General features: G+C 73.2%; 11 protein-coding genes and 1 tRNA gene. 8 read left to right on the top strand and 4 right to left on the bottom strand.

All coding sequences use genetic code 11. The features are described 5' to 3' along the window. Positions 1–19 precede the first annotated feature (19 nt). The gene (locus MTQ01_RS00625; RefSeq protein WP_211040919.1) at positions 20–544 is read right to left on the bottom strand and encodes an FHA domain-containing protein; all 525 of its coding nucleotides are present in this window, start codon (positions 542–544) and stop codon (positions 20–22) included. A 10-nt stretch (positions 545–554) separates the two neighbouring features. Further along, positions 555–1,406: a DUF3662 and FHA domain-containing protein gene (locus tag MTQ01_RS00620; RefSeq protein WP_247486318.1), complete on the bottom strand. Its 852-nt coding sequence runs from the start codon at positions 1,404–1,406 to the stop codon at positions 555–557. A gap of 410 nt (positions 1,407–1,816) precedes the next feature. On the opposite strand from MTQ01_RS00620, the gene MTQ01_RS00615 reads away from it, so the two are divergent. After that, positions 1,817–1,900, top strand: a tRNA-Leu gene (locus MTQ01_RS00615). Positions 1,901–2,089: 189 nt separating this feature from the next. On the opposite strand, the gene MTQ01_RS00610 is transcribed toward MTQ01_RS00615, so the two are convergent. Together MTQ01_RS00610 and cobF are read right to left on the bottom strand one after the other, a co-directional pair. Then, entirely contained in the window at positions 2,090–2,563 is a 474-nt protein-coding gene (locus MTQ01_RS00610) for a GyrI-like domain-containing protein (protein ID WP_247486317.1), read from the bottom strand. A gap of 196 nt (positions 2,564–2,759) precedes the next feature. After that, complete coding sequence (cobF, locus tag MTQ01_RS00605) at positions 2,760–3,572, bottom strand: precorrin-6A synthase (deacetylating) (RefSeq protein ID WP_247486316.1); 813 nt, start codon at positions 3,570–3,572, stop codon at positions 2,760–2,762. 722 nt (positions 3,573–4,294) lie between these two features. Here cobF and MTQ01_RS00600 point away from each other — a divergent pair. From MTQ01_RS00600 to MTQ01_RS00570, 7 genes are all read left to right on the top strand, one after another. Beyond that, entirely contained in the window at positions 4,295–6,310 is a 2,016-nt protein-coding gene (locus MTQ01_RS00600; protein WP_247486315.1) for a methylmalonyl-CoA mutase family protein, read from the top strand. Continuing rightward, positions 6,307–8,697 carry a methylmalonyl-CoA mutase gene (scpA, locus tag MTQ01_RS00595; protein WP_247486314.1) on the top strand — a complete coding sequence of 797 codons (2,391 nt, stop codon included), beginning with the start codon at positions 6,307–6,309 and terminating at the stop codon, positions 8,695–8,697. Before MTQ01_RS00600 ends, scpA begins: the two co-directional genes overlap by 4 nt. A gap of 30 nt (positions 8,698–8,727) precedes the next feature. Further along, on the top strand, positions 8,728–9,711 hold the full coding sequence (meaB, locus tag MTQ01_RS00590; protein ID WP_247486313.1) for a methylmalonyl Co-A mutase-associated GTPase MeaB: 984 nt from the start codon (positions 8,728–8,730) through the stop codon (positions 9,709–9,711). Between the two features lie 224 nt (positions 9,712–9,935). Beyond that, entirely contained in the window at positions 9,936–10,289 is a 354-nt protein-coding gene (locus MTQ01_RS00585) for a helix-turn-helix transcriptional regulator (RefSeq protein ID WP_247486312.1), read from the top strand. Between the two features lie 44 nt (positions 10,290–10,333). Next, complete coding sequence (locus tag MTQ01_RS00580) at positions 10,334–12,145, top strand: SulP family inorganic anion transporter (RefSeq protein WP_308294337.1); 1,812 nt, start codon at positions 10,334–10,336, stop codon at positions 12,143–12,145. Further along, positions 12,142–12,543, top strand: a complete 402-nt coding sequence (locus MTQ01_RS00575; protein WP_247486310.1) for a pyridoxamine 5'-phosphate oxidase family protein — start codon at positions 12,142–12,144, stop codon at positions 12,541–12,543. The genes MTQ01_RS00580 and MTQ01_RS00575 overlap by 4 nt, the downstream gene beginning before the upstream one ends. Before the next feature lie 100 nt (positions 12,544–12,643). Continuing rightward, positions 12,644–13,576, top strand: coding sequence for a DUF4429 domain-containing protein (locus tag MTQ01_RS00570; protein WP_247486309.1), 933 nt, complete (start codon positions 12,644–12,646; stop codon positions 13,574–13,576). Positions 13,577–13,642 lie beyond the last annotated feature (66 nt).

Here is a 13,642-nt window from a genome sequence, read left to right as displayed (position 1 = left end):
CTCCGGTCGTCATGTTCGTCTACTTCCGCAGCTCGATGACCGTTTTGCCGATGCGGATCGGCGCTCCGGGCGGAATCGGCGTCGGTGTCGTGAGTCGGGTCCGGTCAAGGTAGGTGCCGTTGGTGGATCCGAGGTCCTCGACGATCCACTGCCCGTCGCGGTCCGGATAGATCCTGGCATGTCTGCTGGACGCGTAGTCGTCGTCGAGCACGATTGTTGAATCGTGTGCACGGCCCAACGAGATGGTCTGGCCCTGGAGGGCGACCGTCGTACCGCTCAGTGACCCTTCGGACACGACGAGTTTGGTCGGGGCTCCGCGCTTGGTGCGACCGCCGCGTCCGCCGCCGCGGCTCGCCGCCTGCTGCTGCGGGGCGGCCTGTTGTGGTCGGGCGGCGGCCGGCCGCTCGGGGCCGCGCCGTCCCGCGCGCTGGGTCACGCGCGTGCCGAACAGGTCACTTCTGATGACCTGGACGGCCACGATGACGAACAGCCACAGCACGGCGAGAAAACCCAACCGCATGACCGTCAGGGTCAGCTCTGACATTGCCCCCGCTTCACCCTTCGGCTTGCCGGTAAATGATCGTGGTGTTGCCCACGAGGATCCGTGAGCCGTCGCGGAGCGTAGCGTGAGTGGACCGCTTCCCGTCCACCACGATGCCGTTGGTGGAGCCCAAGTCCTGCACCGTGGACGGGTTTCCGGGCCGGATCTCGCAGTGCCGCCGGGAGACGCCCGGGTCGTTGATCCGCACGTCGGCCTCGGTGGAGCGGCCCATGACCAGGGCCGCGCTCGTCACCTGGTGGCGCTGGCCGTTGATCTCCACCCAGCGCCGCGTCTGGCTCGACGGAAGCGGTCCCGCGCCGGCGACCGGAGGCGGGGTGCTCGGCATCTTGGGGGCGCCGGACGGCATCGGAGGGGCGCCGTTGGGCACTCCGGAGGAGCCGCCGACCGTCGGGCCGCTGGGCCCGCCGCTGCCCGGCCATCCGCCCTGCCGCTCCGACTGGCCGGGCTGGGCCTGCGGGCTCTGCGAGGCGCTGGCGGCCAGGGTGCGGCTGCGCACCCGGTAGAGGCCGGTGTCGAGGTCCTCGGCCTTCTCCAGATGCACCTTGATGGTGCCCATGAAGGTGTAGCGCTGCTGCTTGGCGTACTCCCTGACCATCCCGGCCAGCTCGTCGCCCAGCTGCCCCGAGTACGGGCTGAGCCGCTCGTGGTCGGGCGCGCTCAGCTCGACGATGAAGTCGTTCGGGACCACGGTGCGGTCGCGGTTCCAGATGGTGGCGTTGTTGTCGCACTCGCGCTGGAGCGCGCCCGCGATCTCCACCGGCTGCACCTCGGACTTGAACACCTTGGCAAAGGTGCCGTTGACGAGACCCTCGAGTCGCTGCTCGAAGCGTTTGAGAACTCCCACGATGCACCTACTTCCCCACTGCCTAGTGCTCTAGTACGCCGCGACGGCCTGGCTGGGCCATCACGGCACTGGACCGAACTGCTGTGCCCCGCGACGGCGCACGAGTCCCACTGATCGTATCCACGCGCGGAGAAATGCACTGGTTCCGCTTCGTGGTGCGATGAGCGGGTGTTACCCGTCACACGGGATCGTAGAGGGCTCCGATACCAGTGTCCCCCACAGTCGCAGGGACTGTGGACAGTTGTGCGGGCCGCCGGGCCGCAGCACCCGGGCACCCTGGACGGGGGCCGGGATACGGATGTGAAACCACCGCCCGGAGCGTGCTAATCTTCTGGAAGTCGAGAGGCGCCCACACCGATCGGGATAAAGCAAGCCCCCGAACGGATGTGTGTGTCGAAGGCAACACCCATGCGCGGGTGGCGGAATAGGCAGACGCGCTGGATTCAGGTTCCAGTGCCCGAAAGGGCGTGGGGGTTCAACTCCCCCCTCGCGCACAGAGAGAGACCCCGGCCTCGGCCGGGGTCTTCTTCTTGTTGCGGCAGTGCTGCCGCTTGTTGCGGGATGTCGCGGGGTGTTGCGGGATGTTGCCGCGCACCCGAGGCGCAACAGCCCCGGGCCGCGGCAACTGACGGTGTGCGCCCCGCGTGCGCGACGGTCCGTGCGTTGCGTTGGTGCGACGGGGCTCAGGCCAGGGGCCTGTTGAGCTCCGTGTGCAGGTCGGCCGGGTCCGTCTCCGGGGTGGGCTCGGTGGTGTACACCTCCCAGAAGTCGTCCCGCTCGGCCAGTTCCTGCCCGGCGATCCAGGACTCCAACGCGGCCCAGGCGTCCGGGAGTCCGTCGTAGGAACCGACGTGCACCAGGCGGGCGACCCGGCCGCCGGGCAGGGTGCTCGCGGTGACCCTGCCGTCCGGCTCGGGCGCCCGGTCGACCGGGAATCCGGCCTCCACGTCCGCGGTTTCGGTGATCTCGCCGTGGTAGCGGGAGAAGGCGGGACCGGTGATGGTGAGCCCCTGGGCGACGACGGCGTCGGCCAGCAGCGGGAAGCTGCGGTCGAAGAACTCCGCGAAGTCGGCGAAGGCGACCCGGTCGCGCACGACCACGGTCGGGGTCTGCGCGATCTCGACGATCTCGGGCTCGGTGGCGGGGCGGGCGGTCATGGCGTCCTCCGGAAGGTGCGGTGCGGCGTACTCGTGAGGTGTGACCGTCGCGGAGGCGAAAACTCATCGCGGCAGGCGCGGCAGGCGCGGCAGGCGTGGGAGAGGAGGCGGCCGGTGGGCGCCTGCGGAGCCGGTGGCTCGCGGCCCGGCGGGGACGGGCGGACCCCGGCGCGGTGCGCGGACCGCGGCCGGCGGATCAGGCGGACGCGCTGCCCGGGGTCGGCTTCGGTGCCGGGCCGGGGCTCGGGTCGCGGCGGCGCAGCAGATAGGTGTCCATGATCCAGCCCTTGCGGGCGCGGGCGGCCGTGCGCACCTCCTCGATCTCGGCGGCCTTCTCGGCCAGGGGCCCGCTCACCAGGAGTTCGTCGTCCGTGCCGAGGTACGCGCCCCAGTAGATGTCCAACTCCGCCTGTTCCTCGGGCGGCAGGAGGCTGAACGCGTGCCGGGCGTCCAGCATCACCACGGCGTCGTCCACGCCGCTCGGGAAGCCCGCCGCCAGACGTCGGCCGGTCGTCACCTGGAAGGCGCGGCCGACCCGGTTGAGGCCGATGCGGTGCTGTGCGGCGAGGGTGGAGACGCTGCTGACCCCGGGGACCACCTCGTGCTCGAAGGTGATCCGGCCGCGGGCCAGCACGTCGTCCAGGACGGCCAGCGTCGAGTCGTAGAGCGAGGGGTCGCCCCAGACCAGGAAGGCGCCGCAGCCGTCCTCGGCCAGTTCGTCCCGGATCATCGCCTCGTACAGGTCGCCGCGGCGTCGGCGCCATTCGTCGATCTCGGCGGCGTAGCGCGCGGGGGTGCGGTCGCGTTCGGGATCACGGGCCTCGACGACGCGGTGTCCGGGCCGCGCGTGCTCGCGCAGCATGCCGGTGCGGAGGTCGATCAGCTCCTGCTTCTCCTCCCCCTTGCCGAGCAGGAAGAAGACGTCCGCCGCACCGAGCGCGCGGACGGCCTGGAGGGTCAGATGTTCGGGATCGCCGGCGCCGATGCCGATCACGAGGATGCGTCTCACGCCCCGCAGTCTGCCCCGCCGGTGAACATCCGTGCGCACCGGTGCCGCCGCGTCGTCCGCCCGGGTGCGGGAGACGCGGGCGCGCACCGGGCCCGGTTCGCGTACGGTTCGGGGGCTTTCGCGCGGGTACGGGGGTGCGTTCGCTCTGCGCACCCCGCCGACCGGCGGGGGCAGGAGCGGCACCGTCGGTGGATGCGTCCGACCGGGGCGGCGGGCGAGGCTGTGGCGCGACGGACGACCTGATCCGGTGCGACGCGGCACGGACCGTCCCGCCGGGTTCCGTCAAGGCCACCGCGGGCCCGGCCCGACCAACCGGGCCCGCGGGCAAGGCCGTTGCCCCGACGGCGCAGCAGGGGCGGCCGTCGGCGGTGCGCCCGGACGACACGCGCGGCCCGGCGCCCAGTCCCGAAGAACCTCCCCGAGTCCCGCCCCGAAGACCCTCCCGAGCCCCGTCGCGGACCGCGCCCGCGTCGGCCGCCCGCGCAGGCCGGCTGCGTCGCGCCCGCGCAGGCTGGCTGCGCCGCTCGGGTCGTGGTCGGAGCCGTGGTCGGGCGTCCGGTTCCGTTGCGGCGGAAACGGGTGAAATCCCCCGTACGCACCGCCCGTTGAGGTCGCGGGACGGGGCAGAGGCGCCTACCCGCCTCGCCGGCGGAGGACGCCGAGTCCAAGGTCACAGAATTTCCCAGCTACCGCTCGCCCCGGCGCTCGCCTAGCCTTCCGCTATGACGGTCCAGCCTGACGACGGGCTTTCCCTGGCCGCCGACTTCCCCTCTGCCACGCGTGAAGAGTGGCAACGTCTCGTCGAGGGAGTGCTGGTCAAGACCGGCGCGAGCGACGCGACAGGGTACGAGGCCGAGGAAGCGCTGTTCACCCCACTCGAAGACGAGTTGCACGCCCATCCGCTCTACACGGCGGAGGACGCGCCCACGGCGCCCGTCGGACTGCCCGGTTTCGCACCGTATCTGCGCGGTGGCCGCCCGCAGGGGCGGGTGGTCGGCGGATGGGACGTGCGGCAGCAGCACCGCAGCCCGCACGCCTCCGCCGCCAACGAACTGGTCCTCGCCGACCTGGAGAACGGCGTCACCTCGCTGTGGCTGGTGCTCGGCGCGGCCGGCCTCCCGGTCGCCGAGCTGCCGACCGCGCTGGACGGGGTCTATCTGGACCTGGCCCCCATCGTGCTGGACGCCGGCGAGGAGTTCGAGGCCGCCGCCGAGCAGCTGTTCGCGCTCCACGAGCGCACGGGCGTCGCCCCGTCGGAGGTCGCAGGCAACCTGGGCGCCGATCCGCTCGGCCTCCAGGCGCGCACCGGCGCGGCGGACCGCACCCCCGCGCTGCTGGAGGCCGCCGCAGGGCTGGCCGCACGGCTCGGCGAGAGCCGTCCGCGGCTGCGTGCGATGACGGTGGACGCGCTGCCGTACCACGAGGCCGGCGGTTCGCCCGCGCAGGAGCTGGGCTGCTCGCTGGCGACCGGAGTGGCGTATCTGCGGGAGCTGACGGCGGCCGGGCTCAGTGCCGAACAGGCCTGTGCACAGCTGGAGTTCAGATACGCGGCGACCGCGGACCAGTTCACCACCGTCGCCAAGCTGAGGGCCGCGCGCCGGCTGTGGGCCAGGGTGGCCGAGGTGTGCTCGGTGGGCGACTCCGGGACCGCCGCGCAGCGGCAGCACGCGGTGACGTCCCCGGTGATGGTCACCCGCCGCGACCCCTGGGTGAACATGCTGCGCACCACCGTCGCCACCCTCGCCGCCGGCGTCGGGGGCGCGGACTCGGTGACGGTGCTGCCCTTCGACCACGCGGTCGGGCTGCCGGACGGCTTCGCCCGCCGGATCGCCCGCAACACCTCGACGATCATGATCGAGGAGTCGCACGTCGCCAGGGTGGTCGACCCGGCCGGCGGCTCCTGGTACGTCGAGCGGCTGACCGACGAACTCGCCCGTGCCGGCTGGGAGTTCTTCCAGCGGATCGAGGGCGAGGGCGGCCAGCGGGCCTCACTGGACAGCGGCTTCGTACGGGACCGGCTGGCGCAGACCTGGGAGCGGCGGCGCACCGCGCTGGCGCGGCGCAGGGAGCCGGTGACCGGGGTCAGCGAGTTCCCCGCGCTGGCGGAGGAGCCGGTGCGGCGTGAGCCGGCGCCCGAGCCGCTCGGCGGCGGCCTGCCGCGGGTCCGCCGGGACGAGGAGTACGAGGCGCTGCGGGCGCGTTCGGACGCGGCGCTGGCCGCGACCGGCACACGCCCCCGGGTGCTGCTGGCGGCGCTGGGCACCCCGGCCGCGTACACGGCGCGGGCGACGTTCGTCTCCAACCTCCTCCAGGCGGGCGGGATCGAGCCCCTGACCGAGGAGGTCCGCCCGCCCGACGGTCCGGCTGCCGACGCGCGGACCGCCGGCGCGCGGCCGGTGGACGCGGCCGGGGGAGGCGGCGAACAGCCGCCGGAGGTGGGGCCGTTGGCCGGTCTGCTGCGCGACAGCGGTACCGATGTGGTCTTCCTGTGCTCCAGCGACCGGGTGTACGCCGAGCAGGCGGCTCCGCTGGCCCGCGCCTTCCGGGCGGCGGGCGCGCGGCGGGTGCTGCTGGCCGGGCGGCCCGGCGAGGACCGGGCGGAGCTGGAGGCGGCCGGCGTCGACGAGTTCGTCGGAGCGGGCGTGGACGCGGTGGCGCTGCTGACGGCGCTCCAGGACGGACTGCTCCCGGCAGAGCAGCGAGTGGCGGCGGACGCCTCGAACGGAGCAGTGCGATGAACGACGTCAACTCCCGGCCGGACAGGGCCGGTTCGGCAGAAACCGAGGCACCCGCGGGCGCTGCCGGGCCCAACGGGTCCAACGCGCTGACCGGGCCCAACGCGCCGACCGCGCCCCACGGGTCCAACGCGCCCATCGGGCACGCGGGTTCGGCTGTCCCGGACTTCTCCGGGATCGGGCTCGACAGCCCGGCCGAGGTCGAGACGGACGTGGACCGGTGGCGGACCGCGCTGGAGAAGGAGACCGGGCAGAGCGCCGAGGACCTGCTCTGGGAGACCCCCGAGGGGATCGGCGTCCGGCCGCTCTACACCTCCGAGGACCTGGAGGGCGTCGACTTCCTCGGCACCTACCCGGGCATCGCGCCGTACCTGCGCGGCCCGTACCCGACGATGTACGTCAACCAGCCCTGGACTATCCGCCAGTACGCGGGGTTCTCCACCGCCGAGGAGTCCAACGCCTTCTACCGGCGCAATCTCGCCGCCGGTCAGAAGGGCCTCTCGGTCGCCTTCGACCTGCCCACCCACCGCGGTTACGACAGCGACCACCCGCGGGTGACCGGTGACGTCGGCATGGCGGGGGTGGCGATCGACTCGATCTACGACATGCGGCAGCTCTTCGACGGCATCCCGCTGGACCGGATGAGCGTGTCGATGACGATGAACGGCGCGGTGCTGCCCGTTCTCGCGCTCTACATCGTCGCCGCCGAGGAACAGGGCGTGCCGCCCGAGAAGTTGGCCGGGACCATCCAGAACGACATCCTCAAGGAGTTCATGGTCCGCAACACCTACATCTATCCGCCGAAGCCCTCGATGCGGATCATCTCGGACATCTTCGCGTACACCTCGCAGCGGATGCCGCGGTACAACTCCATCTCGATCTCCGGCTACCACATCCAGGAGGCCGGGGCGACCGCCGACCTGGAGCTGGCGTACACCCTGGCCGACGGCGTCGAGTACCTGCGCGCGGGCCGGGGCGCCGGGCTGGACGTGGACGCCTTCGCGCCGCGGCTGTCGTTCTTCTGGGCGATCGGCATGAACTTCTTCATGGAGGTCGCCAAGCTGCGCGCCGCCCGGCTGCTGTGGGCGAAGCTGGTCTCGCAGTTCGAGCCGAAGAACGCCAAGTCCCTCTCGCTGCGCACCCATTCGCAGACCTCGGGCTGGTCGCTGACCGCGCAGGACGTGTTCAACAACGTCACCCGCACCTGTGTGGAGGCGATGGCCGCGACCCAGGGCCACACCCAGTCGCTGCACACCAACGCGCTGGACGAGGCGCTCGCGCTGCCCACCGACTTCTCCGCCCGGATCGCCCGCAACACCCAGCTGCTGCTCCAGCAGGAGTCCGGCACCTGCCGTTCCATCGACCCCTGGGGCGGCTCGGCGTACGTGGAGCGGCTGACGCAGGACCTGGCGCGCCGGGCCTGGCAGCACATCGAGGAGGTCGAGGCCGCCGGCGGCATGGCGCAGGCCATCGACGAGGGCATCCCGAAGCTGCGCGTCGAGGAGGCCGCGGCGCGCACCCAGGCGCGCATCGACTCCGGCCGCCAGCCCGTCATCGGCGTCAACAAGTACCGGGTGGACTCCGACGAGCAGATCGACGTGCTCAAGGTCGACAACTCCTCGGTGCGCGCCCAGCAGATCGAGAAACTGCGGCGGTTGCGCGAGGAGCGCGACGAGGACGCCACCCAGGACGCGCTGCGCGCCCTCACCCGCGCCGCCGGGGCCGGGGCGGGACCGGACCCGGAGAGCAACCTGCTGCACCTGGCCGTCAACGCCGCCCGCGCCAAGGCGACCGTCGGCGAGATCTCCGACGCCCTGGAGCGGGTGTACGGCCGCCACTCGGGCCAGATCCGTACGATCTCGGGTGTGTACCGAGACGAAGCCGGGCCCTCCTCCGCCCTCACCCGCAGCCGTGAACTGGTCGCGGAGTTCGAGGAGGCCGAGGGGCGCCGCCCGCGCATCCTGGTCGCCAAGATGGGCCAGGACGGCCACGACCGCGGGCAGAAGGTGATCGCCACCGCCTTCGCCGACCTCGGTTTCGACGTGGACGTCGGCCCGCTCTTCCAGACTCCCGCGGAGGTCGCGCGGCAGGCGGTGGAGGCGGACGTGCACATCGTCGGCGTCTCCTCGCTGGCCGCCGGGCATCTGACGCTGGTGCCCGCCCTGCGCGAGGAACTGGCCGCCCAGGAGCGGGAGGACATCCGGATCGTGGTCGGCGGCGTCATCCCGCCGCAGGACGTCCAGCCGCTGCTGGACATGGGTGCCACGGCGGTCTTCCCGCCGGGTACGGTCATCCCGGACGCGGCGCAGGACCTGGTGCGCGGGCTGGCGCGGGCGCTCGGCCACGAGCTTTCGCCGCCGGAGGTTCCGGGGACCGTTGAGCCGAGTTGAGATCCTCCGAGTTGTGAGCGACGTGAGCTGATGCCACCGAAGATCGACGTCGACGCGTACGTCCGCGGGGTCCTGGGCGGCTCCAGGGCGCAGATCGCCCGGGCCATCACGCTGGTCGAGTCCACCAGGGCCGACCACCGCGAGCTCGCCCAGCGGCTGCTGGTCGAGCTGCTGCCGCACGCCGGCGGTGCCCGCCGGGTGGGCATCAGCGGCGTCCCGGGCGTGGGCAAGTCGACGTTCATCGACGCGCTCGGCACACTGCTCACCTCGCGCGGCCACCGCGTCGCGGTGCTGGCGGTCGACCCCTCCTCGGGGCGCACCGGCGGCTCGATCCTCGGCGACAAGACGCGGATGGCCCGACTGGCGGTCGACGAGGCCGCGTTCGTCCGGCCCTCGCCGAGCGCCGGCACGCTCGGCGGGGTCGCCCGAGCCACCAGGGAGACCATGGTGGTGATGGAGGCCGCGGGGTACGACGTGGTGCTGGTGGAGACGGTCGGCGTGGGCCAGTCGGAGACCACGGTCGCCGCGATGGTCGACACCTTCGTGCTGCTGACCCTGGCCCGTACCGGGGACCAGCTCCAGGGCATCAAGAAGGGCGTGCTGGAGCTCGCCGACGTCGTGGCCGTCAACAAGGCGGACGGGCCGCACGAACGCGACGCCCGCTCGGCCGCGCGCGAGCTCTCCGGCGCGCTGCGGCTGCTGCACTCCGGCACCGAGGGCTGGCAGCCGCCGGTGCTCACCTGCAGCGCGCAGCAGGAGCTGCGGCTGGACGAGGTGTGGGAGCGCGTCGAGCGTCACCGCGAAGTCCTCGACGGCACGGGGGAGTTGGTCCGCAAACGCCAGGACCAGCAGGTGGAGTGGGTGTGGGCGATGGTCCGCGACCAGCTGCTCGACCGGCTCAAGGGCGACCCCGCCGTACGGGCGCTGGCACCCGGGCTGGAGGCCGACGTGCGCGCGGGCACCCTCACCGCCACGCTCGCCGCCCAGCGCCTGCTCGCCGCCTTCGGCCGCTGACGCCACGCGGGGCCGGTTGCGCCTCGGTTCTCCCACCCCTCGGCTCTCCCGTCCGGCGGGCTGCGGAGGTGGATGTGCCGACTTGGCGAATTGAAGAATTCTTCATGTGTGAAGATGGTGGAGCCGTACGGCGGTCCGAGCCGCGCGGAGGTCGTCCCGCAGATCGCCGTCCGCCCGTCCAGCCACCGCAGGTCCGCCGCTCCGACGCAGAAAGTGAAGCCCAGATGCCCGTACCGCTCTACCAGGCCAAGGCCGAGTTCTTCCGCATGCTCGGCCACCCCGTCCGCATCCGGGTCCTCGAACTGCTCCAGGACGGGCCGAAGGCGGTGCGCGAGCTGCTGACGGAGATCGACACAGAGCCCTCCAGCCTCTCCCAGCAGCTCGCGGTGCTGCGGCGTTCGGGGATCGTGCTCTCGGAGCGTGAGGGCGGCACGGTCGTCTACCAGCTGGCCGGCGGTGACGTCGCCGAGCTGATGGCCGCCGCCCGCCGCATCCTCACCGAGATGCTCTCCGACCGGAACGCCCTGCTCGACGAGTTGCGCGGGGAGGCCGCGACCGCCTCGGGCCACCGCCGATGAGCGCGGTGCGTCAACTCCTGCCCGGCGGCGCCGACTTCAGGGCAATGACCCGGTCCCCTCGCCGCGATCTGCTGGCCGGGCTCACGGTGGCGATCGTCGCGCTGCCGCTCGCCCTCGGCTTCGGGGTCGCCTCGGGTCTCGGAGCGGAAGCCGGACTGGTCACCGCGATCGTCGCGGGTGCGCTCGCCGCCGTGTTCGGGGGCTCCAACCTCCAGGTCTCCGGTCCCACCGGTGCGATGACGGTGGTGCTGCTGCCGATCGTCGCCCAGCACGGGCCGGGCGGGGTGCTGACGGTCGGGCTGCTGGCCGGGCTGATGCTGCTGGCACTCGCACTGCTGCGGGCGGGCCGGGTCATGCGCTACGTGCCGCTGCCGGTGGTGGAGGGGTTCACCATCGGCATCGCGCTGGTGATCGCGCTCCAGCAGGTGCCGGGTGCGCTCGGAGTGCCGGTGCCCGAGGGGGACCGCGTCGTCGCGGTCGCGTGGCGGGCGGTCGCGGACTTCGCCGCCTCGCCGGACTGGACTGCCCCCGGGATCGCCCTGGGCGTGGCGGTGCTGATGCTGGCCGGCGGCCGGTTGCGACCCGGTGTGCCGTTCTCGGTGCTCGCGGTCGCCGCCGCCGCGCTGCTGGTGGAGCTGACGCCGCTGGACGCCGCGCCCATCGGCGATCTGCCCGCCGGGCTCCCCGCTCCGTCGCTGGAGTTCCTCGAACTCTCCGCGCTCGGCTCGCTGTTGGCGCCCGCGGTGGCGGTCGCCGCACTGGCCGCGCTGGAGTCCCTGCTCTCCGCGACCGTCGCCGACGGCATGACGACCGGCCAACGCCACGACCCGGACCGCGAGTTGTTCGGCCAGGGGGTCGCCAACCTGGCCGCGCCGCTCTTCGGCGGGGTGCCCGCCACCGCCGCCATCGCCCGTACCGCGGTGAACGTCCGCTCGGGGGCCTCGTCCCGGCTGGCGGCGCTCTCGCACGCGGTGTTCCTGGCGGTGGTCGTGCTGGCCGCCGCTCCGCTGGTCTCCCGCATTCCGCTGGCCGCGCTGGCCGGAGTGCTGCTCGCCACCGCCGTGCGGATGGCCGAGCTGCACACGGCCAGGCTGTTGGCCAGGGCCTCGAAGCCGGACGGCGCGGTGCTCGTGCTGACCTGCGCGGCGACGCTGGCGCTGGACCTGGTGCAGGCGGTGCTGATCGGCATCGCGGTCTCCGGTGTGCTGGCGCTGCGCGCGGTCGCGCGCCAGGCGGGCCTGGAACGGGTGCCGGTCGCGCCGCGCGACGGCAACGCACCGGCGGCGGGCGCCCGTTCGTCCGCCGGGTCGGTTGGTTCCGTCGGGTCCGTCGGGTCCGTCGGGTCCGTCGGGCCGGTCGGGTCGGTCGGGTCCGTCGGATTCGCCGAGCAGATCGCCGTCTACCGGCTGCGCGGTCCGCTCTTCTTCGCCGCCGGCGACGGCTTTCTGCGCGAGCTGGCCGAGGTGCCGCGGGCGCGGGTGCTGATCGTGCGGATGTCGGCGGTGACGGTGGTCGACACCACGGGCGCGACCGTGTTCGCGGCAGCGCTGCGGGAACTGCGCGAACGCGGAGTGACGGTGCTGGTCTCCGGAGTGCGGGAGGAGCAGCGTCCGGTGCTGGAGGCGTTGGGCGTGCTGGACGAGGTGCGGGCCGCGGGAGGGGAGTTCACGACCGCCGAGTTCGCCTGGGCGGCTGCGGCGAAGCTGCTGGGCGACCCCGCGCCGCCGCAGCCGCGGGACGAGCAGGGCGCCGCCGCACCCGGAGCCGCCGGGGCCGCCGTCGCCGAAGCCGTGTCCGGGCCGGACGGAGCGGCGGCGGGACGGGCCGAGACCGCGCGGGGCGGTGAACCGCGGTGAGGGGCGCGGAGCGCAGGCTCGCGGAGATCTCCGGCGCCGAGGCCCTCTGGCTGTTGGCGGGTTCGCGGTCCGGTCGTCTGGTGTACACCCGCAGGGGCGCCACAGTGCTGCGCCCGGCCGCCCATCTGCTGGAGTACGGGCGGCTGATCGTGCGCGCCCCGGCACCGGAGGAGATCGCGGAGACGGACGCCGAGGTCACGTACCAGGTCGACGAGGTGAACGCGGCGAGCGGGCGCGGCTGGACGGTGACGGCGGCCGGTCCGGTCGAGGCGGTGGCCGACCCGTACGAGCACGGCCACTACCGCAGGGTGCTGCGCGGCTGGGCGCACGGACGGCACGACTCGGTGCTGCGGATCATGCCGCACACCGTGCACGGATTCCGGCTCGCGAACCGGTAGGAACCGGACCCGTCGGCTCCGCGAAAGCCCGGGCCGCGCCGTGGTCTTCGCCCGCGGAACCGCGGGCCCGGAAGCCCGCGGCTGGTGCGACAATCGCGCTATGGCGGAAATCATCCAGAGCGACGGGACCTGGACATTCGACGGAGAGATGCTGCGCATCGTTCCGGGCGGCGACAAGGGCGTCAGCCTGCTGCGGAAGTCGCTGGGTGAGATCACCGTCCCCGTGGAGGCGCTGGCGAGCATCTCCTACGAGCCGGGGAAGAAGAAGCGCCGGCTGCGGCTGCGCATCCGGGCCGGTGCCGATCCGCTCACCCAGGTCGCGGGCGGCAAGTGGGACGACGCCTCCGACCCGTACCAGCTCACCGTGCGCGCGGACCGCGGCGGTGTCGCCGAGTACCTCGTGGACTCCGTGCGCCAGGCGATGGTGCTGGAGGAGGTGCCCGCCGGGCCGAGCGACCGCTATCTGATGCCGGGCCCCGCGCTGCCCGCGACCGCGTCCGCCGGCGACGGCAGCGCGACCTTCGACGGCGAGACGGTGCGGCTGGACTGGAACTGGAAGACCGAGGAGGCGAAGGCCTCCTTCGGGGCCAACGTGCTGCCGCTGGAGGACATCCTCGCGGTGGAGTGGCAGCCCTCGCAGGGCTGGGAGAACGGCCATCTGCGCTTCACCGTGCGGGGCGCCACCACCAAGGCGCCGCCCAAGCACGACCCCAACGCCGTTGACCTGTACGGCTTTCGCAAGGACCCGCTGATGGTGCTGGTGGCCGCCGCGGTGCAGGCACGGCTGCCGCACCCGTCCGCGGCCGAGGGCTCCGGCGCCGTGCTCGCCGCCGTCGAGGAGCCGGCCGCCACCTCGTTCGCCAAGGCGCTCGCCCCGGCCGAGGGTCAGGGCTCCGCGCCGGGCGGGGAGCAGACCGAGGACCACGACGCGCTGCTGCGGCGGCTGCGCGAGCTGGGCGAGCTGCACCGTGACGGCATCCTGACCGACGAGGAGTTCGCCGCCGCCAAGCAGGCGGTCCTGCGCCGCATGTGAACGCCGCCGGACGTGCGGTGAGCGCCGCCGGAGGTTTCGTGAACGCCGCCGGACGTGCTTGTGGGG

This window comes from Streptomyces sp. XM4193 (genome assembly GCF_023072595.1).
Lineage (GTDB): Bacteria > Actinomycetota > Actinomycetes > Streptomycetales > Streptomycetaceae > Streptomyces.
Note: the sequence above shows the minus strand (reverse complement) of the source record. Positions and strands in the feature narration are given on the sequence as shown.